Origin of the sequence: Thermaurantimonas sp. (genome assembly GCF_046299575.1) — a bacterium.
In the GTDB taxonomy this organism is placed as follows: domain Bacteria; phylum Bacteroidota; class Bacteroidia; order Flavobacteriales; family Schleiferiaceae; genus Thermaurantimonas.
Window position 1 is genome coordinate 82,542 of the sequence record NZ_JBKBHX010000006.1, and the last position, 25,004, is coordinate 107,545.

The following is a 25,004-nucleotide window of genomic DNA, read 5'->3' on the forward strand; positions in this document are numbered from 1 at the left end:
GAAAAAATTATTGTATCACTTAGTTTACATAAATCATTTATAAATGACGGTGCTCTCTTTTCGGATAAGTGTTCAGCTACTTCTAGGGAAATCGCCAGATCAAATTTACGATCTATTTTAATTTCTTCTTCTAATTCCCATTCAAGAAATTGTGATTCATCAATATTTTTAAATAATAATTCTTTATTGCACCATTTACCATCAATTCCAAGCAGATCGTTTATTCCATTCTCTTAAAAAGCTCTTAAAAATGTACCCAAACCACAGCCAACATCTATAACTGAACGAAAATTATCAATTTCCAAAAAAACAGGAACAAGTTCTCTTGGTGAAGTCATATTATGTATTTCTTTTGTATGCTTATATTTAACCATGTTTCAGGAATTTAAAAATTGAAGCAATTTTTTTTTATACAATTCTCCGTTATGCGTTTCAATGATTTTTTTCGCATTATTCCCTAAATAATTTCTCAACTTTTCATTTTCAATTAAATAGTCAAGTACTTCAGCCAATTTTTTATAATTTTCTCTTTCAACTAAAATTCCATTATAACCGTCAACAATAATATCTCTTGGACCAGCTATAAAATCAAAAGACACACAACAACAACCTGCTGACATAGCTTCTAACAACGCATTTGGAAAACCTTCTGAGCGCGATGGAATTACAAAAATTCCAGCCTTAGCATAAAGTAAGTCAATATCAGTAATTTTTCCTAAAAATTTTATCCTGTGATTAATACCTAAATTTAAAGCAAGTGCCTTAAGGTTAGATGTGTTTCCATCCCCACCGGCTAAATGCAACATCCAATCCTGATTTTTTAAATGAAATAAGGCTTTTAAAAGCAGATCAAAGCCTTTCAAATGATCATTTAATCTTCCTACAGCTAATAAAATTTTTTCTCTTTGAATATCTGGATACAATTTAACTTCTCTAACAATGTTTGGAATTACATCAACTATGGAATTCCTATAATATTTTTTTTGAAATTCGGCAGCAATGCTGGTTTGAGCAATCACACCCTTAGGCGGATTTAAGGAATATGCAATTCGATTGATCCAATTGAAAGGAAATTGCCATTTATAAAGAGGACTGGATCTTTCAGATAAATAATATGAATAATGAGTACCTAATAGAGAAATTGCAAGAAATGCACCATAAATTTTCCCAAAAATTAGAATATAGTTCGGATTTATTTTTTTTATATTATTCCTTAAGTAGAGGATTGTTTTAATGAATGATAAATTGTATTCATTAAATCCTTGCGGTTCAATAATTTTAACATTTGGATTCGGTTTGAAAAAATGTAATTTATTAAATAATGAAATATAATAAACGTCAAAATTTAATTCAGAAAGAGCGTTTGCAGTATTTACAGATGCTCTTTCCACTCCACCCATTTGTAAACATGTGGTGATTAAAACAAATTTCTTTTTCAAATAAATTTATAAATAATTTGTTGAAAATACTTTTCATCCTTTATATCAGCAACTTCCCTACCTCCCTTAACTTCACTTACATATTTACCTTCTATTTTTATCTTTTTTTTTGTTCCCATTCTGAACCATTCATATTCTAAATCTATATTACCAATATCGATCGCCTGAAAACCCAATTTATGCAATTCATATGCTAATGCTGTAGCAGTAGGTCCCAATGCAATTAAAATTAAAAAATTTCGATCAAAACTCTTTATAAAATTTATGTACTGATCAAATTTTTCAAAGGCATTCTCATTTGGAGCCAAAATTCTTTTTAAACTTTTAACATTATCAAATAAGTCATTCCCTATGCCAAGCCTACTTTTTTCACCTTCAATCAAAAGTACATCTCTATTATCCCAAATCTTTTTAATTAGTTCAAAAAACTCTGCGACTCCCTCTTGATTTACCCTTCCGAAGTATGGTCTTGTAATACTGGCATTGTAATATTTTTTTTCAGGATTTATTCTTTTCTTTAGTTTTGGCCAGGTCATTGCAAAATGTGCTCTCCACATCAAGGAATGCGAAAAATCTAAATTATCCAAGGATTCATATCCTATCGGAAGTCCTACTAATAGATTTTCCGTCTCGTTTTTTAAAATCTCTAAATAGATATCCGCTAATCTTGGGTCATATTTTTGAAAAGGATAGCTTGCTTTAAATAAAAGTATAGATAATTCTCCGTCTCCAAACCTACTTATTGATGCCTTATTTGAAATTATATATTCTACTGTCTCGTAGATATTTGCTACTTTTGGTTTACCGTAGAAATAAACAATTGGATAATAAGCTAAACCAAGGATATGTTTTATAATTTTTCTTGGCAATTTTAAGTAAATATTGCGTCTAAGATCCATCTTATTTTTTCTTAGATATTAAATATAAATTTTCTCCAAGTCCTATTGAATCAATAAAAATGAATAAAGGATAAAATAATATAAAAACAAATTTCGATAATCTGAATAATAGAGTAAGAACAATATATTTTTTCGAATTTAATACCTTAACTTCACTTTTTGCTTCTATTTTTTGCTTAACATTAATCTTTTTGTCTATGAAATCCTTTAATTTTAATTTTGAAAATATTCCATTTAAAATGTTGTATGGGGTTAAACCATCCATACTTGTAGTATATGATTTGATTGGAATTATAGATTTCGGCAAAATACTTTCCAAAGTTTTCTTTGAAAAGAAATTCAAATGTCCCGGAGGACAGAATACAGGATAATCTTTCCCAAGTAATTTAACCCCTAAACTTTTCACATTTGGTGTTTCGATAAACAACCAACCATTTTTTGCTAAATACTTACTTGCTCGCTCAATAAATTCTCTCGGTTTTACCACATGTTCTATAACATGGTGTATGATAATTACATCAAAATATTCTTTAAATTCTTCCTCTGGAGGAAACTCGTCGGCATACATTTCAATGTTATACCATTCTCTAGCTAATTTACAAGCATCATTTGACAATTCAGACCCTACCACTTCATAACCTCTGTTTTTCAAACCAAACAATTGATAACCTGTTGAAGCACCAATTTCTAGTATTTTTCTACAACTAGGATGGTAAGTTCTAATTTTTTTAAATAATGGTTCTGAAAACTTTTCTGCTTCTTTCTGACTATGTTTGAAAAATCTTATACTAGAAATGCTATTGTAAAAATCAGAAAGTTCTTGAAATGTGGGTCTTGGTGAAGCAAAGTAAAAATCACATTCGAGGCAATTTACAAGGAAATAGTTATTTCTTAATGTTTTTCTGAGGTTTTTTACATTATTTCTTTTACAAATGGGGCACAAAATTGATTCATTCATAAATTAGATTATAATATTAGATTAACTTATAAAATCATCTGGATTAATTCAAATATCGTGATAAGTAAAAATTTTTAAATAAAACTAAATAAATAATTATATTAACCATTATAAATTTGATATTTATATATATTAAATAAATAATAGTTTTTGATAAAATAAAGATATAAAAAAGGTTTAATTAGAATTTTTACTAATCCATGTGTTGTACCACAACATAAAAACCAAAAGTCTCCAAATCACATATGGATATCTTAATTGATTATTTCTGAATAATCGTAAAAGATAATAAATATAATCTGGATCAAAAATGTTTTGTTTTTTTATAAAATAGGGATTTAAAAGCTCATCAATAAGATGCGTAAGATCCTCCCTCAGCCACTTAAATATTGGCAAATCAAAACCAACTTTTGGTCTATCCATCATATCTTTAGGAAGATATTTATAAACTATCTCCCTTAAGGGTCTTTTACTTTCGCTTCCATTATGCTTGTATTCATAAGGTAGAGAAGCTGCAAAAGCCATTAATTTATGGTCTAAAAGGGGTTCTCTGCCTTCCAGGGAATTGGCCATTGTTGCCCTATCTACCTTAACTAAAAGCATATTTTGTAAAACATCTTCTACGCCATATATGTATAAAGCATCTAAAGGATCTATCAATTCAGTATATGTAAAAGTAGGAAATTCAATCATTGAAGGGATTTTAATTAAATTATTGCTTATTTCAAAAGGAAGGCTATTTTGATAAACGTACATTTGATATAGTCTTTCGTTTTCCGGTGCCAGCAACATGGAACCAAGACCTGCTAATTTTTTGTTTAAATGATTATTCCTTCCTTTAAAAAAAGTTGAAGATGTTTTCGCAAAAGTTCCTACAATAGATTTAAACGGTATTTTTTCGACATTATGAATGTATTCCGGTGATGTTTTGAATCCCAAATACCCTGCAAATGATTCATCTCCCCCATCTGCTGACAATGCAACCTTTACTTCTTTCGCGGTCAATTTACTTACCAACATAGTTGGAATACATGAAATATCAGCGATCGGATCGTCATAATATTTCGGCAATTCAGGAATTAATTCTATGGCGTCTTTTTGTCGACAATCGTAGCTATAATGATCTGTTCCTAAATATTTTGCTATTTTTTCAGCATCCTTTGACTCATCTATTCCATCTGAGAAACCAATGGTAAATGTTTTTAGCTTTTGAGTTCTATCCTTTTGAAGTATAGTTGTAACCAATGTACTGTCAAAACCACCACTTAAAAATATTCCCACCGGTACGTCAGATACCATTCTTAATTCACAAGATTCTTTTATAAGTCTCTCTGCTTCATCAACCGCTTCAAAAAATGAACCTCTGAATTTTTCTTTTTCAAAAAATTCACTATAAGACCAATACGTTTTAGTCTGAATTTCGAAGCTTTTTAAATCCAGTATTGTCCAGGCTCCGGCTTTAGCTTTGTATACATTTTTTACTAGGGTTTTATTATTAGTGACATAACCATAATTGATAAACGTCTTTAAGCTATTAAAATCAATTTCTGTTCTAAAAGTTTTTGTATAATAAAAAACCTTCAACTCTGACCCGAACAAAAATTGTTCTTCATCTTTAAACCAATACAATGGCTTTACTCCAACTCTATCTCTACAAAGCAGCAGTTCTGAATCTTTAAAGTTATAAATAGCAAAGGCCCACATTCCCGTGAACTTGCTAACGCATTCCAAGCCCCATTCCTGAAAACTTTTAAGAACAACCTCAGTATCTGAGTTGGAAGTAAAGGAGTATCCTTTTGTGAGAAGTTCGGATTTTATGGTTTTGTAATTATAAATTTCGCCATTAAAAACGATAGTATAATCATTGTCAGTCATTGGCTGGTTACCTGATTCAGATAAGTCCAGGACGGCCAATCGTACATGTCCAAGACCTATACTGCCTAAGGAAGTCTTTCTAAAAAAATATCCGGAACTATCAGGTCCTCTATGCTTTAAATTTTTATTGTAAATAAAAAGCTGATCTATGTCTAAAAGACTTTTTTTATGAAAAAAACCACTAATACCGCACACTTCAGGATTTTATATGATTTAGTAATTCATTTGAACTTAAAAATTCAACATCCGGGAAATGTTTAATAATTTTCTCAATAAGTTTTATAAACAGCTCATAATTTAAATCTCTTTGATATGGACTCAAGCCACCAACGAAATTAATGCGATGCATTCCGATAATTACGGGCACATTAAATGCAAAAGCTAAATGTATCTTTTTAAATGTTTTGTTCACCCAATCTATTTTGCTTGAATATGAGGGTTCAAAAAAGGCATTCCTGACTAAATATACAATTCCTGAATTTGAATTAACCATTCCAGTATATCTGAAAATTCTCTTGTATTGATCTCTTTCGTGAGAAATTTGATACATAGATGTTTGAATTGCTGATACACCTAATTGGTTTATAAAAGGTTCAAGATCCGCATTCCAGGTATGTCTAGGCGCAACTAAAGTTGTGGATTTTCTATTAAAAATGGCTTCAAATAAGCTTAGTCCATCATTAATGCTTTCTATAACAAATTTTTTTTCATTGTTGTTTGAATATTCAAAAGCTGCCATCAAATTATTTCTACCAGTTAATGAATCATATTTATCTATGCCATAACATCCTATTTCAAAGGCTCTTAAAAGTTTTTTATTGCCCCTTTTTAATTCTGACAGCCATAAAGAAACATTTATATGTTCTCTTCCATGGAATTGTGGAATTAAATAACCTTTTTTAATTAATTCACATATCTTTAACCACAAATAATTGTTTCCATCTCTATTAAAATATGTTGTTGTGAATTTTTCATAAATAAATTTTTCGAAATGATGTTTTTTGATATTTTCAAAATCAGGATTACTAACAATAAAATTAAAAGTTAATTTTATTTTCTTATCAAATTTTCTCTCTAAATTTTCTAATATATTCTGAAGAATTTCAATATCTTCTAACCTTTCCAATGTATCGTATTTTAAATGAGGGTTTGTCTCAACATCAATATCTATTTTTTTAAGTTCATTTCTTATTTTCAAATTTGGAATCCGCTCACTTCCCCAGTCATCTGATTCTATTACAATAACTTTGTTTTTTAGTTTACGAGATCTGTAAAGTAATTCAAAGTATTTTAACTTATTAAATAAATTCATTTCAATTTATTTACAAAATCTACTGCAGAAATAAATTCAACATCTGGCCATTTTTTAAGTATTCGTGATAATAAGGAATCTAATGCCTTTAATCCTCTAAATCTATTTAACGGATCAATTCTACTAACAAAGGCAACCCTATGATTGGATATAATTGCAGGAAGGTTTCTTTTAAACGAACTTTCTATTCCTTTTAAGCATCTATTCACACCATCATCTAAATCGGTAATGTATGGTTCAAAAATTGAATTTCTTATCAAAACTCTCAATCCAGACTTTTTCTTTTTTCCAAGGTAATTAATTTGTAATTTTCCTAAACTACGGACTCCAGGTGCGATAAAAACACGACTTACATCCAACCACCTAATTCCATAATTAAACAATGTATCTTCAATCATAGGAGAATAATACAAAGCAGGAGGAGAAAAAATCAAACTATTATAACCAAACAACTGTTTAAATATTTTTAAACCTGAATTGATTATTTCTTTTTGAGTTATTAAATCTGTATTATCCCAAATATCAAAAGAAGCTGCCAAACCTCTGTTCCTATAAGAATTTACAAGATTAGTTGCAGGGACAAAAAAAAACTCATTTTCAAAAAATTTTCTAGCCGCACTATCTTTAATTTTTAATTCATTAATCCACCAATTAATTTGTAAATGTTCCCGACCATGAAACTGAGGAATAAATATTTTTAATCTAATTCCTTCATTAATTAAATTTAAAACTCTATCAGAATCTTTATATCGTTTATAGGTCTTATCGATTGTTTCATAATGATAATGTAAAAAATTTGATTTTTTAATTTCTATGAAATCGGGATTTGCAACATTTGTAACAGCGGTAACAACAGGATGATTTCCACAATTATCTTTGTATTTGGTTAATATCTCAAATAAATATTCAATATCAGAATTTGTTTCTAGTGAATCGTATTTATCAAATCTATTATTAATTGACAAACCTTTTTTAATGAGTATCTGTTGATCATCGTACGATTTTATTCTAATAGAACCCCAATCATCACTTAAAATTATAATGTATTTTTTTTTAATTTTCAAAGATGGTATATCAAGTAATGTTTTTATTATATTATTTAATAAAAGCAAAGTATTAAAATTTAAATTTTAATATAGTTAAGTGAAATCAAACTTTTAGCTATTTAATATTTTTTAACTATTTTTTTTTTTTTTTTTTTTTACAAATATATAATTTTTTGAAGTAAAGATGAATTCAATTCCTAATTATATATATGTAGTAAGTATTAAAATCATTTTATAAATAATTCTTTTATAAATACAATTAAAGGTTTCGAATCATCAAAAAACCATAAATTAAAAATGTTAGCAATAAATGTCGAAATACCAATACGATCTAAACCCAATCGAAACTCGACTAAAGAATAAAAAATTATAAAAATAACAGATAATTCCAATTGTAACGGAATTTTTATTGTTTTAATTTTTCTACCAAAAAAGATTATAAGTGAAAATGATAAGAATAAATTAGAAACAATTATATAACGATTACTATCACCTATAGGTAATGCAGAAAAAAAATGAGTTAAAGAAGAAAACAAAATTGAAAATTTAAAAAAGGAAATCAGACTATAATTGTCAAGTATTTTTGGTTTTTTCTTAAAAAGAAAAAAAGTAATTATTACAGATATTACCATAAACAAATCAAGTAACTTTTTATGGTATTTTGCCCACCACCTCATCTCTCCTCTCATAATTCGCATATCTTCAATCCAATCTTTATTACTATATCCCTCAATTTTTGATTGATAAATTTCTGGGAAGTAGTCCTTATATTTTGAAACTTCTATATTAATTTCATTTACAATTACTGAAAGTATGAAAAGGGTGAAAATGAAGTTTAAAGATACATTTTTTAAAGCAATAAACAAAAAAAATACAAAGACTGAAAATATAAAACTAAAATGGATAAATGGAGTGAGAAAAATAAAAAAATAATATTTTTTATTTCCAGTAAATAAATATCTGGAAATCCCATAAAATAATACATGTGCTGCAGTCCACATTCTAAATCCATTTATTTCCCATATTGGAATAATTATCGAAAATAAAAAGATATATAGCAAAGAATTTTTATTTAATTGATTTTTGAATAGTTCAGAAGCAAGCCAAACATTTCTAGAAAAAAAATATCCAAAAATAAGTCCCAAAATGCCAAATAATATTCTTGGATCTGAAGTAAATCGTGAAACTGTAAATAAGAGAAATGGTTGAATAATATCAGTGAAACCTTCTTTTACAAAAAATTGAAAGAATGAAATGGATTCATATTTTGCAATATATTTAAAATTTGAAATAATTCTTGCCCCATCTAGTTCATCAGATACTAATACCATTGTTAATCCATAAAAGGATGTAAACAGCCAGACGATGTTTTTGGAATATGGGCTTCTGTAATTTTTAATTGCAATAATTAAAGCGAGAAAAGGCCATATTAAAAAAATAATATTTTGGTATCTTATCCATGAAATAATTTTATTGTTCTTAAAATTTTTTAAAATTGTATTCGTTTGGTTATACATTTATAGAATTGAATATAATTCTTCTAAAATATTTTTTGTAATATTTTTTACAGAAAATTTTTCACGAATAGATTCTCTTTCCAAAAACATATTATTATCATATATTTTATTGGTTAAAAATTGCATTCCCTTTAGAATTTCTTCCTTATTGTGATTCACACAAAAAACAGTTTGAGTCAGTGACTTAGTTAGCTCACGAGAAGGACTTCCTATAGGTGTAATACACAATATTGGTTTATCATACATTAGATATTGAGATAATTTTGAAGAAATAAATACATCATTTGGTATGTTTGCATCGATATCGACTAAAACAGATGATTTATTTATAAATATTTCAGGATTACTTGTCCATTCATTAAAGATAATATTCATGGACAATTCCTGAGGAATAAAAAGACTTTTACATTTATTCTCACCAACAAATAAAAACTTTGAACCATTATTTATCTTATTAAATTCGAGAAAGGCATCGATTATAAGCTGGGGATTTCTTTTTTCATATAAAGTGCCTAAGTAAAGAAATGTATTTTTCTCTGATAAATTTGATTTAACAGTTAAGGGTTTTCTTGCTGGATTAAAAATTACTTTTGTATTTTTATTGTTCTTAATGCTCAATATTTCTAATTGATAACTGAGCATTTGTTCATTAGTAGCAGAAATAAATTTGGCATATTGATAATATGGCTTTACGATTGAAACAATAGCTTTTCTTAGCAAATAATTTTCACCCCAACCTGATGATGAAGGGTTAGGATCAACAGAGTGAATTGCTAATGGAATATTATATATTTTAGCTATTTTATATCCTAGATCGAGTACACGGAAACCATAAGCAGATGTAAAGCATAAAACTACATCTGGTTTGAAATTATCATGAATTTTTTTAAAAACTGATAAACCTTTACTTACCCATTTCCATCCATTAATTTCAAAATGAGTACATATTAATAAAAGTTTATCGAATCTATTGTGATGTATATTTTTTAAACCAAGTTGAGAAACTTTATCTGATGAGATTTTTTTACTGAAATTTTCATTACAAATAATATGAACATCCGGATTTTGATTAATTAATTCAGTAAACAACTCTTCAGCAACTACACCGGCTGCTGATTTTCCTATCGAAAATGCAATTATTAGAATTTTCACATGTAAAAAGGATATTTATTAATCTCTTCCATTCTGGCCTTCATTTCCAAAAGCATATGATAGTAATCTGGAATATTAAAATCAAATCTCTTTGACTTTTGAAGAGTTTTATTTGAATTATATTGATCAAACGATTCTATTGTTACATTATTTTTATTGTAAACTCTCTTAATCAAATTTAATAAGTCAAATTTTGAAATAGGTTCACCATTTGTCACATGAAATAATCCAAAAAGATTGTTTTCAATTACTTTTTCAATAGCCTTGGCAAGTTCACACGTAGTAATCCCACTCCAGTAAACTTTTGTATAACCATTTATCTTCCCTTTTTGAAGCATAAACCAATGAAAAAGACCTTCCCCATCTGCTTTCAGCTCAGGACCAATTATTGAAGTTCGAAGAGTACAGACATTATTGTTTATTATTTCCCCAAGTGCTTTACTGCGACCATAAATATCATCTGCATCACGAAAATCATCCTCTGAATAATTACCTTTTTTACCGGAAAAAACGCAATCAGTACTAAGATGAATAAGTTTAGCATCAATTTTTTCACAACACCTCATAAGTTGATATGGTAAAAACGCATTTAAGTAAATTGTATTTTCTGGATTTACCTTTGATTCTTTAATTAATGAACCTACGCAGTTTACTACAAAATCAGGCTTAATTTTAAAAATGATGTTTTCCAATTTTTTATATTCTCTTACATCACAATATATGCTATCATCAGTTAGTTTAGTTCGATAAACAATATTGTGAATAATATACTTATTTAGATTTTTAAAATGAAAGTAAATCATGTGACCTGCCATGCCAGTGGCTCCAATAATGAGTATTTTATTTTTCAAATCCTTTAAAAATTGTTTTTATACCAAAAAAATCTATTGACATAACCTGTGTATGATAAAATAATTTTAACTACCTTACTAGAAACATTATAAACATCATAGTCATTTACTATTTTAATTGGTTCAGTATTGCTTTTAAAATTATCAATAACTATTTCCATAGATTTTATGATATTATCACTATCAAGACCAGTCATGATTACTGTTCCTTCATCCATTCCTTCTGGTCTTTCATGTGCTTGACGAATTGTTACTGCGGGAAATTTTAAAATTGAAGCTTCTTCGGTAATTGTTCCACTATCAGAAACAACACAATATGCATTTTTTTGGAGATTAATATATTCAAAAAAGCCAAAAGGTTTCATGAATTCAATCATAGAATTCTCATTTACAAAACCAATTTTCTCCATTCTCTTTCTTGTACGAGGATGTGTTGATACAATTACTTTTTTACCGAAATTTTTTACCATGCAATCAAAAGCGTGTAATATATTTCTTAAATGAATTTCTGAATCAACATTTTCCTCTCGATGTAGACTTACAATAATGTATTCACCTCGGTTTAAATTTTCTTTTTCTAATACATCTGAATTTTCAATCTCATCTGCATAAAAATTTAAAACCTCCATCATACTAGAACCTACTTTTATTATGGTATCGCGACGAATACCTTCACTAATTAAATTCTGCCTTGCATGTTCAGAAATAACAAGATTTATATCACTAAGATGATCGACAATCTTTCGATTTAATTCCTCTGGTACTCTTTGATCAAAACATCTATTACCAGCTTCCATATGAAAAATCGGAATTTTTCTTCTTTTTGCAGAGATCACTGAAAGACAACTATTTGTATCACCATAGATAAGCACTGCATCGGGATTTTCTTTTTCAAGAACTTCATCTGTTTTTTGTATTACATTAGCGATAGTCTCAGCTGCATTTTTTCCTGCTGCATTCAAAAAATAGTCTGGCTTTCGTATTCTAAGCTGTTTGAAAAATATTTCATTAAGTTCATAGTCAAAATTCTGTCCAGTATGTATTAAAATATGATCTAAATGTTTTTCAATTTCAGCAATGACACGGCTTAATTTAATGATTTCAGGTCTTGTACCTACAATTGTTGCGACTTTCATTAAAATTTCTAGTTATTTAATTCATTTTTTATATATTCAAGATTTTTTAACAAGTCAATTGTTTCTTTGAGATCGAGTCTTCGTGTATTATGAGAATTATAATCTTCAAATTTTGATATTTTTGTATCACCTTTTACAAAATATTTAGAGTAATTTAAGTCGCGATTATCAGCTGGAATTCTGAAAAATTCACCTAAATCTTCTGCTTTAGCCATCTCTTCACGACTACATAAGGTCTCAAAAAGTTTTTCGCCATGTCGGGTTCCAATTATTTTAATCTCATTAGAAGCGTTAAATATTTCTTTCAATGCTAGAGCTATATTTTCTATTGTTGTTGCCGGAGCTTTGTGGACGAAAATATCGCCAGGTTGGGCATGTCTAAATGCAAACTCAACTAGTCCAACAGATTCTTCCAAAGACATCATAAATCTCGTCATCTTAGGATCAGTTACTGTAATTGGCTTGCCTTCTTTTATTTGTCTTACAAAAAGTGGTATAACTGAACCTCTGGAAGCCATTACATTTCCATATCTGGTAGCACAAAATACTTGTTTTTCAGCATCAAGTAAACGTGATTTTGCAATCATTACTTTTTCCATCAAAGCTTTTGAAAGTCCCATCGCATTAATGGGATACACTGCTTTATCAGTACTCAATACTATAACCTTTTTTACTTTATTTTGATACGCAGATTCTAAAACATTTTCTGATCCAAAAACATTTGTTTGAACAGCTTCAATTGGATAAAATTCGCATGATGGAACTTGCTTTAATGCAGCGGCATGAAATACATAATCAACACCAACCATAGCTTGATTGATGCTATTAAAATTTCTGACATCACCTATGTAGTATTTAATCTTATCGCTTTTATACTTCATCCGCATATCATCCTGCTTTTTTTCATCTCGGCTAAATATGCGGATTTCTTTAATACCAGTATCAAGAAATTTTTTCAAAACTGCATTACCAAACGAACCTGTACCGCCAGTAATTAAAAGTACAGCATTTTTGAACGAATTATTGCTAAGCATATGGCGTCAATAAATATGAAAGAAAATACTTTTTTTAACTTTGATGTTTAAATTTAATGATCATAGTTAAATTAGTTTAAAGAATTTTTCTGTATTACCTAATTTTTAAAATTATTTTTTAATTAAATATTCGAATAATGTTTTCTTCAGTATGACATAAGAATTAATTTTAAATATTTCAAATAGAAAAAAAAGTAAAATTATTCCTATGATCATTTGGATTATTAAAGTTGAAAATTGATTGTCTGAAAGAGGTAATCCAAAGAGGAATACCGCGGTTGCAAAAACAAAACCAACTAAAAGAGTTGGTATCAAATCCCAAACCTGTGATTTCCAGGAATAATTAATAATTTTTCCTGACCAATAAGAATATAAAAAATAATCAATAATTGAATTGATAATAAAAAAGCCAAGCATTATTTTTATTCCGAATAAAATTCCAATAAAAATTGATGGTATTGTAATCAATTTTCTAATTATTTCTATTTTTAAGATAAGATCACTCCGATTGTATACCTTTAGAATGGTAGAATTCAGAACACTGGCGGGAAAAAGTAAAGCTGCAATACAAAGAAATTGAAGATAATTAGCAGTTGTGATCCATTTTTCACCAATTAAAACTAATACCAATGCTTTTGCTGTGGCTGCCATACCCAAAATCAAAATTGTAGAAATTAACATCGTACCTAAAAAAAATTTTTTAAATGAATTTTTTAATGCTTCGGAATCCTTCTGTAAAGCTGATAAAGTAGGAAAAGCAACTGCGTTTATTACAAACGTTAAGTTTTGTGATGGAAGATTTTTAAACATCTCTGCCCTGGTATAATAACCAAGGGTTTGAATAGAAAAAAACTTTCCTATTGTTGAATAATATATAGTCCAAAAAAACTGATCGATTAAATTTGTTATAAGTAATTTACTTCCAAAATTAAAAAGTTCTTTAAAGGATTTTCTGCTAAAAATAAACATTGGTTTCCATTTAGAAAACGACCACCACAAAAATATATTGATGAAATCTCCACATAAAGTTTTAATTACCAGACTCCAGACACCAAAATTTTTGTAGGCTAATATGATTCCTACTAGTCCCGATACTAATGATGAAATCAGCGAAATCCATGAAAGAAGTTTAAAGTTGATATTTTTTGAGAAAATTGTATATTGAATTATCCCTAGTGAACTAATAATTAAACTAAAACTTATTACTCGGATAATATTTTTTAGTTCAGGTTCATTAAAAAAAAGTGCAATGTAATTCGATAAAAAAAAAAGGATTACATATATTATGACTGCAATAAATAAATTAAATAAAAAGATAGTACTGTAATCTTCATTAGTACAATTTTGTTTACGTATTAAAGCCTGTCTGAATCCACTTTCTATAAAAGTCTGAGAAATAACAATTAACATTGTTGTCATTCCAATTAGCCCATAATCTTTGGGAGTAAGTAATCTAGCCAAAACAATTCCAACAATAAATGTAATTATGTGATTAGCAATATTTCCGGATATATTCCAAATAACGCCAGATATTGCTTTGTGTTTAAGATTCATTGAAAGTAGTAAAAAAGCTGTATTAAATTATTTGATTCAAACAACTATAAATATAATTTAATAAGAACACATTTTATACCATTATGATAAAATGTAAATTTTAAAGTTATTTATTTAATTTACTTGGAAAAAATTTATGTCTTATATAATGGAGGAATTTGTAAAAAATGATCTTAAGTATTTTTCTTTAACGAATTATATTTTCTCTCGGAATATTTACAATTTAATTTATCTATAAAATATTGAATCTAAGGTATTAAAAATTCTAGACCAATCTTCTTCAGACATATTAGTTCCAGACGGAAGACATAATCCTATATTAAAAATATTTTCAGCCGTTGAATTTCCATAATATGGTGCATCTTTAAAAACAGGCTGTAAATGCATTGGTTTCCATAAAGGTCTGCTTTCAATATTGGCTTGTTCGAAGGCTTGTCGAATTTTTTCTCGATTTATACCATTATTTTCTTCAGGGTTAATAAGTATAGTAGTAAGCCATCTGTTAGAAAAATATCCATTTGGTTCTTCAAGCCATTTAATATTATATCCAATGGAATTTAATTTTTTAAAATATGTAACATATCGTTCAAAATTTGCTCTTTTCTGTTTTAATCTATCTTCTAAAACCATTAATTGTCCTCTTCCGACTCCGGCTAAAATGTTACTCATTCTATAATTGTAGCCGATCTGAGTGTGCTCGTAATGAGGTGCATTATCTCTGGCTTGAGTTGAAAGATAACGTACTTTCCTGATCCACTCGTCATTAGAAGAAATGATAGCTCCACCTCCACTTGTGGTTATTATTTTATTTCCATTGAATGACAAAATTCCTAAATCACCAAAAGTACCGCATTTTTTCTCTCCTAATTTTGAGCCCAAAGCTTCAGCTGCATCTTCTACTATAGGAATTTCATATTTTCGGGAAATCTGAACAATTTCATCCATATTTGCAGGAAATCCGTACAAGTGCACTGGAATAATTGCTTTCGGCTTTTTGCCTTTTTTTATTCGATCTTTTATTGAATGCTCTAGCCAATCAGGGCTAATATTCCATGTGTCTTGTTCTGAATCAACGAAAATTGGTACAGCTCCTTGATATACTATTGGATATGCGCTTCCGGAAAAGGTAAAACTTTGACAGATTACTTCGTCATCCCTTCCAACACCGAGCAATACTAAAGCTAAATGAATAGCAGCTGTACCACTGCTTAATACTGCTACATGGATATTTGAAAAGTACCTCGATAAGTCATTTTCGAATTCATCGACATTCGGACCCAGTGGAGCTACCCAGTTCGATTCAAAAGCATCAATTATGTACTTTAATTCGCAGGAACCCATATGGGGCGGAGATAGATAGATCCTAGGTAGCATATATTTTCAGACTGTTCTAAATTTTTTGATTAAATCAGATTTTAAAACCAAAAAAATCAGATTTTGATAATGACAAAAATAAATTTATATTTTAACTGTATATAATGAAATTATATGCTAACTATTTACTCTTGAAAAATATTGAAAGCTATCTTTAAATGATTTTACCAGATAAATAATAAAAATCAGATTCAAATATATCTTTAAATTTTAGGAAAATGGGGTATAGAAGTTAATTCAACAATTCGTGGATTGTTTCAGATATGTATTCCAATTCTTCTAATTTCATGAATGGATAAATAGGTAATGAAACTGTGCCTAACCATGTTTTTTCTGCATTAGGAAACTGGTCTGGGGTTAAATTGTATTTGCGCTTATAGTAGGTCATTTGATGCAAGGGTTTATAATGTACTGAAGTACCAATTCCCCGTTCAGAAAGCAGTTGAATGAATTTATTCCTGTTTATCGGAGCCTTACCATTCAAAACTATGGGAAATAAATGCCATGAGTGATCTTCAAAAGGCACATGTGTAATTGGTAAATCTATACAATCAATATCGCTTAGTGATTTATAATAAAATTCAGCCACTTTTTGTCTTTCGGTTCGGAATTCCTCAGCTCTTTCTAACTGTCCGAGTCCGATTGCAGCAGCAAGATCAGGCAAGTTGTATTTAAAACCTGCATCTATTACATCGTATTCCCACGAGGGTTTGTCTGAGGTGAATCTATCCCAGATGTCTCTGTTAATGCCGTGTAGCCGCATCACTTTTGCCCTTTTATAAACTTCTTCATCATCAGTCACTAACATACCTCCTTCACCTGTTGTAATGGTTTTATTAGCATAAAAACTAAAGCAGGTGATCAATCCAAATTGACCAATAAATTTATTTTTATGTTTAGTGGGAAAAGCATGTGCGGCATCTTCTATGATTTTTATATTATTTTTATTACAAATTTCGATAATTTCTGTAAGATTTACCGATTGACCACCGAAATGTACTATTATTAAAAAACGAACATCGGGATTTTTCTTAATTGCATCTTCTAATATTTCTGAAGTGATAAGATTTGTACCGTACTCAGTATCCAAAAATACGGGGTCTGCTCCTACATAGCGAATTACCTCTGCCGTAGAGGTGAATGTCATGGATGGGATAAAAACCTTGTCGCCCTGACCAATACCTAAAGCGTCAACTGCAAGATGCAATGCTGCTGTACAGGAATTGACAGCGCAAGCATATTTTGCACCTATATACTGGGCAAATTTTTGTTCAAATTCCAATGTTTTTACTGCAGTTGTCAACCATCCACTGTCTAAAACTTCATTGATGTATTTCCTTTCATTATCACCAATTAATACTTTTGCATATGGGATCTTCATCATTTATTTTTTTAAAAGTTTATACACAGTTAAGAACAGAATTTTTATATCAGTAATCAAATTATTTTTTATTACATAATCCATGTTAATGGATAATTTTTTAGGGAGAATTTCTTTCTCATACGTCTCTTTTGGAGATGGTGAATTTTTAAGCAATTCCTCTTCGTTTCTGAATAGAATCGACGCATAATCTGTAATGCCCGGTTTAACGGAAAGCACGACTTTCCATTTTTCGGGATAAACTTTAGTCCACTCCTCTACCTCAGGCCTTGGTCCCACTAATGACATATCTCCTTTCAATACATTGATCAACTGGGGCAGTTCATCAAGTTTGTATTTCCGTAAGATTTTTCCTATTTTAGTAACCCGTTTTGTATTTCCAGGTTCAAACAATCCCGATTTTGCATGTTCACTATCGGCCATTGTTCTGAATTTCAATAACCGAAATTTTCTGAAATCCTTTCCAATTCTGTCTTGAATAAAAAAAATTTTCCCTTTTGAATCGAGTTTAATCAAAAGGGAAATTAAAATCATTGGAATAAAAAAAATCAGGAGCGCTAGGATAGAAACTACAATATCAAAGCTCCTTTTCAGGTATGAATTCATTCAACTTTTTTGATCATACTCAATGATTTACCATGTATAGAATGCTTTTTCCAACCATTTCGTTCATATGCCTTGATTGCTTTGTGGTTGTCGGCAAGGACGGAAAGCTGAAGATTACGGATTCCGAATTCTTCTACTGCTTTTCTTTCAAATTCTTTTAAAAGTAAAGAGCCATAACCCTTGCCCTGATATTTTGGATCTACACCTATAACAACTAAACCAACCTGAGGTTCCCGTGCCATTTTTTCTTTTTGTTCTGGTGAGAAATGTACTCGCCTTCGCAGGCCGAGTTTCATAAGAATATTTTTCCAGAGCAGGGGCCATTTTGCTCTGACTTCAGGGTGAAACAATACCCAGGGATGTGTAAGAAAAGCCCATATTGCTGCGGTGAATGTATGTTGTGCCATACCACTTGCTGACCCAGTTCCAAGAGTTCCATCACTAACGATCCCACCACAATACCCGGCGCATTGACCATGCTCATCCTCAATGTGAAATATAAAAGTCTTATCTGAAGAGAGATACCAGGAAAGCATCTTTGCCACATATCGCTGACCCAGGGCAGTAGACAATGAATGTGGAAAGGCAGCCGCATGGCAACGGGCGAGGGAGGGAAGGTGGGAGGGGAGGGTGGTGCGTAGCATGGCCATCTTAGAATATTTCCAACACCCCATCTGCGGGAGCATTACAAAAGATTTCTATGTCGTGGTAACAAGAGATAAGCAATGCTGCTACTTCATTTGTTGAAAGATTTCCCTTTCGCAATAAGATTACCTTAGGAGGAAATCCCTTTAGGAGGGAAAAGTTCAGAAAATCTTCGTCGTTTGTAACAATCACAAAATCATTATGTAAGGCCCAACTCCAAATTTCCTCATCCTTTGCCGGCATTGGAAGCCCGCTATCATTTACATGAAGAACATTTGGGACTACACCTGCCAGTTTTTTGACCAGTCGCCAGGAAATATTCGCATCCAGCAAGAGTTTCATGGAGTAGTCAATATTTTGACACTTTCCTCCCGCTCAGCGGCAAAAGCAAGAGCAGCACGAATATGCTCTGTATTTAATTCCGGGAAATCCTCTACGATTTCTTCGTACGTCATGCCGGAAGATAGCCACCCCAAAATATCGCCTACGGTTATTCTGGTGCCTTTAATACAAGGCTTGCCAAAGCGAATGTCTGGGTGAATGCTAATAAACTCAATATATTTTTTCATGGATTACTATGTTTTCTTGTATCCTGTTTTGTTGTTAAATTCCTCGGTAATAGTGATAAGGTCTTTTTCGATATAATTATTCAGCCGTGGATTTTTCAGGCTATTCTCCGTGACCAAGTCAATCGGAATGCCCAGCTCATCAGAAAGCTCCTGCTCAATTTGAACCAGTTTGAGAAGACTTATCCGATCCTTGAACTGTATGAGAATATCCAGGTCGCTATCTTGCCTGTTCTCTCCCCTCGCATAAGAACCAAATACACTGATCCTGGCAGGCAGATACGGGAGGAGCAGTTGCAATAGCCTTGTTTGTAAAGCTTTATCCATGACCTTTTGCTTTAGTCCGGCTAATTTAGCCATCTTTTTATGAACAATTGCGGAGATGGGTAAGTTCCGTGGCAGCGGGCAAGGGCGGGGAGATGGAAGAATGCAGTATTTATTATTTTTTCCATAGTTTAGATAATCCTAACAGAAAACCAGTACCATACGCGATGTGTAGGACAGGGAAAACCGGGATCATGCGTAGACGAACAGAAAAGGGTGCTTTTGTTTTAAAACTAAAATAAACTGAAAGAATTATATAAAGAGCTAAGGGTAATAGCCAATAAGGGAAATAAAATGTAAATGGCAAGCTTAGAAGGTATAGAACGAAAAGAGAGGGAATCAGGTGTCGCAATCTCATCCCAGTTTTAACTTTCTTTAGAACCAGTGGTTTATAAAACCCATATTGAAAATACTGGGAAAACAGTTTTTTAAGGGAATCTCTTACATAATAAATTACTTCTAGTTCTGGTATCATTAAAATGCGGAAACCGGCTCGATTTATTCGGTAGTGAAACTCATCGTCCTGATTGCGTATTAATACTTCATCAAGTAGCCCACAGGTTTCAAAAACCTTGCGATCATAAACAGCAAAAGCTACACTGTCCACATACATTCGTTTGCGTTTAGTGCGGAAGGGTGTATCGCCTACGCCAAATCGGGAACTCATAGCTTGAGCTATCGCCTTGCCCATCAGCGTCTTGCCTTGTTGAGAGAGAAAGCCCCCAGCGACATCGCACTCTCCCGATTCAATGGCATGGATGCAAGTAGAAAAATATTGAGGAGGATATTCGGCATGGGCACCGACGAGGGATATGTATTGCCCCGATGCTACCTTGTAGGCTTTGTTGAAGCCGTGACTGACGTAGCGGGCGGGATTATGAATTAAATGAAGATTTTTATGTTTTTTTTTTAATTCAACTATTTGTTCTACAGTACCATCAGTTGATCCACCATCTACAATTATAATTTCTTTATCCGCAAAATCATTATTTTTAATTGAGTTGATTAACTTTTCTGTAAATGATTTTTCATTAAGTGTTGGTATAACAATGGTTAATTTCATTAAAAAATAAAGTTTAGTAATTAGACTTATTCTTCAATAAAGATTTTTCTAATTTGAAAAATTTTAAATTTTATTATTAAGATAAATTCACATATAAATCATATTAAGAAAATATAAAATTTCAATAAGCAGTTTTGTTGTAATTAAAGATTTATAAAAGAATAGTACTTTTATAGTGATTTCAATCTTGAAATTACAGCCTGAAACTTTCCGTTAGTATTTTTAGGGATTTCATCCATATAATAAAAATCAACATCCACCTCACCTAATTGACTTTTTAGGCGCTTAATTATTACCTGCTCGCTTGATGACTTATATGTTGAATCTACAACCAAATTTATTGTGAATTTATTGATTTTTTCCTGGATAATTTGTGCCGCGACAAGTCCCGAAATATCCACATATAGACTGTGAAATCGAACCATTTGCCGGCCATCTGGACCAACTATTTTATCCTCAACCCTTCCATTAATTTCTTTTATAACAGGCATATTTCTACCGCATTGGGATTTTTGGTTATTTGAAAGTGTAACTGTATCTCCAATGCGATAACGAATCAGTGGTTGATCATAATTTAAGAGGCCAGTGGATATGATTTCACCTGTTTCCCCTGGTTTTACAGGTTCCCCATATTCATTAATAATTTCCATTATGCCTACATCAGGACTTACAAGCAATTCTCCAAAGGACGTTTCAGAAATCAAGCCACATGCCTCTACACCACTGTAACCATCATACACCTTGCAGCCATATACTTGGCTCAAGGTTTTTCTCATTTCGTTGGTCAATTTTTCGCTTGAGGTAATAACTGCTAATAATTCTGGTGCTTTAAGAGACTGCTCCGATATCATATTGGCTAAGAAAAAATTACTCATTGCATAGCCAGTCATGTATTTTACTTTATGCTTGTAAATCGCATCTAAATAAAAAATTACATTTTTTGGTGCTAAATGGTAAGCTGAGAAATAAACTTGTTTCTCAACCCAGTTATATCTATGAAATGGAGGTTTTGCATCAGCCTTAGGAAGAACACGTCTGCCACCGATCATTCCTCTAGAATGAAATCTGTCTACTCCAGCCCAATGCCTAATACGAGCTTCATAAGCAGCACTCCAGCGTTGATGGAAGGGAAGTGAAAAGAGAATCCTCGTAGGCGTCCCTGTACTCCCACTGCTGCTAAAAAACTGACCACCTTTTTCTCTTTTTGATGATAGCAAAGTAGTTGTCCCATATCGTCGAAGGTCCTCTTTGGTAAGAAATGGTAATTTGGATAAGTCTTCTAGTTCAAAACGCTCAAACTGGCTTTTTGTAAATCCCAATGCACTGTATCGCTCCCGATAAAGTGGCACTGTTTCAAAAGCGTGCACCAGAAGTTTGCGCAATTCTACTGTCTGGTAATCCCTCCACTGTTGTACAGTAAAATTTTCCCGCTCTTTGAATTTTCTTAACTCCTGATGAAAAATACCTCCAAATCTTCGTTTGTGCCAGTAATAACCATATGCAGTAATAGCCAGGTTTTGAGCGAAAACAGGAAGGTTTGGGTAGATTTTATCCTGAAATAATGCCATTCAAGCACTTATTATTTAATATTGAAACTCCTTAATTCGCTTGAAGTAAGTTTCATACCATATATAAATTATAAAAAACTGATTTATTATAGTTCCAAATAATTCTGGATTTTGGTAAAAATTGGCAATTAGTTTTTCTACATTAAATGATTTAAAAATTCCATATTTAAATACTTCACTATTTTTCATTTCTGACATTCTTTCAGAAAAGACTTTATTTTTTAATAAATATGTTGTCCATGGTACACTCAATCCGATTTTTCTATGATTAACAATTTCAGGAGGCAGAAATTTTTTCATGGATTGAAGCAAGATAAATTTACCTTTTTTTCCTTTATCAAACCAACTTACAGGTAATGTAGCTAAACCTTCAACCAGCCTGTAGTCCAGAAATGGTTCTCTACATTCAATTCCAGCTCCCATTGTCGAACGATCATTGCGATCGAGAAGGGAACAGAGATATGTATGTTGATCCAGATATAGCAGTTGGCGTAGCGGCTGACCAGGATATAAATCTTCTGCTTCTTTTAATATTGTTGATCTATATTCGATTGAAGGCTCCAGATTCTTTATTCCCAACTCATAAAAATCTTCAGGAAAGAGATTAGACGCATTTAAGAGTAGCTTATCTCGATTATTCCTTATTCTTAAGTAACGCTGTAATTTAATGCTGCGTAGGTTTTTTTTAAGACCATTATAAAGTGGTAATGTAACCTTAAGCAAGGAGAAAAAAGGTTTATACCGCCATACACGATAGCGTACGTAGCCAGCCATAAGTTCATCCGATCCCTCGCCAGACAGTAATACACTGACATGTTTTTTTGCAAGGCGTGAAATCGCAAGTAAGTGAGGATCATTATTGTGAATGAGTGGTTCATCATGATACCAGGACGAATCTTCAAGCGTTTTCAATAAATTTTCGTCCTCAAGGCGAGTAGAGAAAAAAGGATACCCTAAAATTTCCGAAAAACTCCTGGCCAATGCAGATTCGTCATGAATTTTGTCATCAAAGCCAATATTAAAACAACTTACTTTAAAATTTTGCCGATAAAGCGAAGCAAGAACGCTACTGGAATCGAGTCCTCCACTTAATAAAACACCAACTGGAACATCGCTTACCATTCTATACCTTACCGAATCCTGAAAGGTATTGTCAAACCATTCAAGAGGATTCTTTATGGTTTCATGCTGTCGCACGCGTTCTGAAAGATTCCACCAACGAGTAAATGAAATCTTTCCATCTTTGCATGTAACAAAATGACCCGGAAGTAGTCGATTTACACCCTTAAATATTGTACTTTCGCCGGCTACGTATCGATATATAAGGTGTTCATCCCACTTCTTTTCATCGATTTCGAGTGGAACTCCAGCGGCAAAAAGCGCTTTTGGCTCAGAAGCAAAATATAAACTATTTTCAAAAATCGTATAGTAGAGTGGCTTTACCCCCATGCGGTCACGGCAAAGAATTAATTTCTGTTCTAACTTATCCCAAACGGCAAATGCAAACATGCCGTTCAGTCTATGAAGTACATTTGGACCATATTCAATAATGAGATACAACAACACCTCCGTATCTGTAGAGGAATAAAGGTTATAACCTTTATTTATCAACTCCTTCCTAAATTCCGTAAAGTTGTAGATTTCACCGTTGTAAACGATGGTAAAACGCCCATCTGCTGAGTGAAAAGGCTGATGCCCTCTTTCAGATAAATCTAAAATAGATAGACGACGGTGAGCAAATCCAATATTCGAATCGTGCTATATGCCGGAATCATCAGGTCCCCTGTGTGCAATACTGCGTTCCATTATATGAAGCAGCATAGGGTTAATGATTTTATCTATATCAAAATGAAATATTCCGGCAATTCCGCACATAATAAATCTATTATTTTTTTATACCTTGTAATACATTAGATTTTACATCCATTCCTAAATCCATTAACAGAGCCAACCATTTTTCACTAACAACGTCTTCATCGTATTTTTTTACCAAATCCTTACCCCGTTTGACCATTTGAATTCCCAAATCTGGATTATTAATAATTCTTTCAACAGCTTCGGCCATTGCTTTTGAGTCTTCTGATGGAACTAAAAGTGCCTCATCATTTTGAATCAAATATGGAATACCTCCGACATTGGTAGTAACAATAGGTAGGCCAAGTGCCATCATTTCGAGCAACGATACAGGCAAATTATCTATTCTGTTTGTGCATATATAAATGTCACATATTCTGGCAAAATGATTTTTCCCATGAATATTCAAAAAACCCGGAAATATCACATTATTTTCTAAACCCATCTCTGTGACCATTTCTTTGGTTTTTTTAAAATAACCGAGGTCAGATCCAGCCATATAAAGTTTGATTTCGGGATAAGTATTTTTTAAAAGTTTTATTGTCTCAAGAGCCATCTCCGGGTTATAAATAGGATGAAACGACCTCATCCACAATAGATTTGGAAAAAATTGTGATTTTTTATTAAAATTATAGTTCTTTAAAGGCAACGTATTTTCAACCAAAATCATATTAAGATTGAGGCTTGTCAAATTATTTATCAGATAAGCTGACGGACAAGTAATTATGGTACCTCGTTTCAATACACGATAGTACCATTTAGGTTTTAATTTTACCTTGTCAGGTAATGCCCCGCCATGTAGCGTAAAGATGATTGTTTTACCCAGTAACTTTGCTAAAAAACTAGCAAA

At 31.3% G+C, this 25,004-nt stretch carries 24 protein-coding genes; all 24 read right to left on the reverse strand.

The genetic code is table 11. From position 1 onward, the window contains the following. Window positions 1–233 precede the first annotated feature (233 nt). Window positions 234–374, reverse strand: coding sequence for a hypothetical protein (locus ACK4EX_RS08870; protein WP_409771920.1), 141 nt, complete (start codon window positions 372–374; stop codon window positions 234–236). A gap of 3 nt (window positions 375–377) precedes the next feature. Continuing rightward, window positions 378–1,400 carry a glycosyltransferase gene (locus tag ACK4EX_RS08875; protein WP_409771923.1) on the reverse strand — a complete coding sequence of 341 codons (1,023 nt, stop codon included), beginning with the start codon at window positions 1,398–1,400 and terminating at the stop codon, window positions 378–380. Window positions 1,401–1,435: 35 nt separating this feature from the next. Continuing rightward, window positions 1,436–2,338 carry a GT-D fold domain-containing glycosyltransferase gene (locus ACK4EX_RS08880; RefSeq protein WP_409771925.1) on the reverse strand — a complete coding sequence of 301 codons (903 nt, stop codon included), beginning with the start codon at window positions 2,336–2,338 and terminating at the stop codon, window positions 1,436–1,438. A gap of 1 nt (window position 2,339) precedes the next feature. After that, on the reverse strand, window positions 2,340–3,296 hold the full coding sequence (locus ACK4EX_RS08885) for a class I SAM-dependent methyltransferase (RefSeq protein ID WP_409771927.1): 957 nt from the start codon (window positions 3,294–3,296) through the stop codon (window positions 2,340–2,342). A 177-nt stretch (window positions 3,297–3,473) separates the two neighbouring features. Continuing rightward, window positions 3,474–5,366 (reverse strand): asparagine synthase (glutamine-hydrolyzing), encoded by a 1,893-nt coding sequence (gene asnB, locus ACK4EX_RS08890; protein ID WP_409771929.1) that lies wholly within the window; start codon window positions 5,364–5,366, stop codon window positions 3,474–3,476. Between the two features lies 1 nt (window position 5,367). Then, on the reverse strand, window positions 5,368–6,483 hold the full coding sequence (locus tag ACK4EX_RS08895) for a hypothetical protein (RefSeq protein WP_409771931.1): 1,116 nt from the start codon (window positions 6,481–6,483) through the stop codon (window positions 5,368–5,370). Beyond that, on the reverse strand, window positions 6,480–7,595 hold the full coding sequence (locus ACK4EX_RS08900; protein WP_409771933.1) for a hypothetical protein: 1,116 nt from the start codon (window positions 7,593–7,595) through the stop codon (window positions 6,480–6,482). The genes ACK4EX_RS08895 and ACK4EX_RS08900 overlap by 4 nt, the downstream gene beginning before the upstream one ends. A 161-nt stretch (window positions 7,596–7,756) precedes the next feature. Then, window positions 7,757–9,046 (reverse strand): hypothetical protein, encoded by a 1,290-nt coding sequence (locus tag ACK4EX_RS08905; RefSeq protein ID WP_409771936.1) that lies wholly within the window; start codon window positions 9,044–9,046, stop codon window positions 7,757–7,759. After that, the gene (locus ACK4EX_RS08910; protein WP_409771938.1) at window positions 9,047–10,198 is read right to left on the reverse strand and encodes a hypothetical protein; all 1,152 of its coding nucleotides are present in this window, start codon (window positions 10,196–10,198) and stop codon (window positions 9,047–9,049) included. Then, entirely contained in the window at window positions 10,195–11,049 is an 855-nt protein-coding gene (locus ACK4EX_RS08915; protein ID WP_409771939.1) for a dTDP-4-dehydrorhamnose reductase family protein, read from the reverse strand. Before ACK4EX_RS08915 ends, ACK4EX_RS08910 begins: the two co-directional genes overlap by 4 nt. 5 nt (window positions 11,050–11,054) lie before the next feature. Then, window positions 11,055–12,185 carry a non-hydrolyzing UDP-N-acetylglucosamine 2-epimerase gene (gene wecB / locus ACK4EX_RS08920; RefSeq protein WP_409771941.1) on the reverse strand — a complete coding sequence of 377 codons (1,131 nt, stop codon included), beginning with the start codon at window positions 12,183–12,185 and terminating at the stop codon, window positions 11,055–11,057. 8 nt (window positions 12,186–12,193) lie between these two features. Continuing rightward, the gene (locus ACK4EX_RS08925; protein WP_409771944.1) at window positions 12,194–13,219 is read right to left on the reverse strand and encodes a polysaccharide biosynthesis protein; all 1,026 of its coding nucleotides are present in this window, start codon (window positions 13,217–13,219) and stop codon (window positions 12,194–12,196) included. Window positions 13,220–13,330: 111 nt separating this feature from the next. After that, window positions 13,331–14,773, reverse strand: a complete 1,443-nt coding sequence (locus tag ACK4EX_RS08930) for a lipopolysaccharide biosynthesis protein (protein WP_409771946.1) — start codon at window positions 14,771–14,773, stop codon at window positions 13,331–13,333. A gap of 228 nt (window positions 14,774–15,001) precedes the next feature. Then, window positions 15,002–16,147 carry a DegT/DnrJ/EryC1/StrS family aminotransferase gene (locus tag ACK4EX_RS08935; RefSeq protein WP_409771948.1) on the reverse strand — a complete coding sequence of 382 codons (1,146 nt, stop codon included), beginning with the start codon at window positions 16,145–16,147 and terminating at the stop codon, window positions 15,002–15,004. Window positions 16,148–16,379: 232 nt separating this feature from the next. Then, window positions 16,380–17,531 carry a DegT/DnrJ/EryC1/StrS family aminotransferase gene (locus tag ACK4EX_RS08940; RefSeq protein ID WP_409771950.1) on the reverse strand — a complete coding sequence of 384 codons (1,152 nt, stop codon included), beginning with the start codon at window positions 17,529–17,531 and terminating at the stop codon, window positions 16,380–16,382. After that, the gene (locus tag ACK4EX_RS08945) at window positions 17,532–18,134 is read right to left on the reverse strand and encodes a sugar transferase (RefSeq protein WP_409771951.1); all 603 of its coding nucleotides are present in this window, start codon (window positions 18,132–18,134) and stop codon (window positions 17,532–17,534) included. Beyond that, window positions 18,131–18,784: a GNAT family N-acetyltransferase gene (locus ACK4EX_RS08950; RefSeq protein WP_409771953.1), complete on the reverse strand. Its 654-nt coding sequence runs from the start codon at window positions 18,782–18,784 to the stop codon at window positions 18,131–18,133. Before ACK4EX_RS08950 ends, ACK4EX_RS08945 begins: the two co-directional genes overlap by 4 nt. A gap of 1 nt (window position 18,785) precedes the next feature. Beyond that, window positions 18,786–19,121, reverse strand: a complete 336-nt coding sequence (locus ACK4EX_RS08955) for a DUF5615 family PIN-like protein (protein WP_409771955.1) — start codon at window positions 19,119–19,121, stop codon at window positions 18,786–18,788. Then, window positions 19,118–19,348 carry a DUF433 domain-containing protein gene (locus ACK4EX_RS08960; RefSeq protein ID WP_409771957.1) on the reverse strand — a complete coding sequence of 77 codons (231 nt, stop codon included), beginning with the start codon at window positions 19,346–19,348 and terminating at the stop codon, window positions 19,118–19,120. Before ACK4EX_RS08960 ends, ACK4EX_RS08955 begins: the two co-directional genes overlap by 4 nt. Window positions 19,349–19,354: 6 nt before the next feature. Further along, window positions 19,355–19,705, reverse strand: coding sequence for a nucleotidyltransferase family protein (locus tag ACK4EX_RS08965; protein ID WP_409771960.1), 351 nt, complete (start codon window positions 19,703–19,705; stop codon window positions 19,355–19,357). Between the two features lie 79 nt (window positions 19,706–19,784). Beyond that, window positions 19,785–20,732, reverse strand: coding sequence for a glycosyltransferase family 2 protein (locus tag ACK4EX_RS08970; RefSeq protein ID WP_409771962.1), 948 nt, complete (start codon window positions 20,730–20,732; stop codon window positions 19,785–19,787). 170 nt (window positions 20,733–20,902) lie between these two features. Beyond that, complete coding sequence (locus tag ACK4EX_RS08975) at window positions 20,903–22,300, reverse strand: phenylacetate--CoA ligase family protein (protein ID WP_409771965.1); 1,398 nt, start codon at window positions 22,298–22,300, stop codon at window positions 20,903–20,905. 15 nt (window positions 22,301–22,315) lie between these two features. Then, window positions 22,316–24,046 carry an asparagine synthase (glutamine-hydrolyzing) gene (gene asnB / locus ACK4EX_RS08980; RefSeq protein ID WP_409772124.1) on the reverse strand — a complete coding sequence of 577 codons (1,731 nt, stop codon included), beginning with the start codon at window positions 24,044–24,046 and terminating at the stop codon, window positions 22,316–22,318. Window positions 24,047–24,185: 139 nt separating this feature from the next. Next, window positions 24,186–24,824, reverse strand: coding sequence for a glycosyltransferase family 4 protein (locus ACK4EX_RS08985; protein WP_409771968.1), 639 nt, complete (start codon window positions 24,822–24,824; stop codon window positions 24,186–24,188). Window positions 24,825–25,004 lie beyond the last annotated feature (180 nt).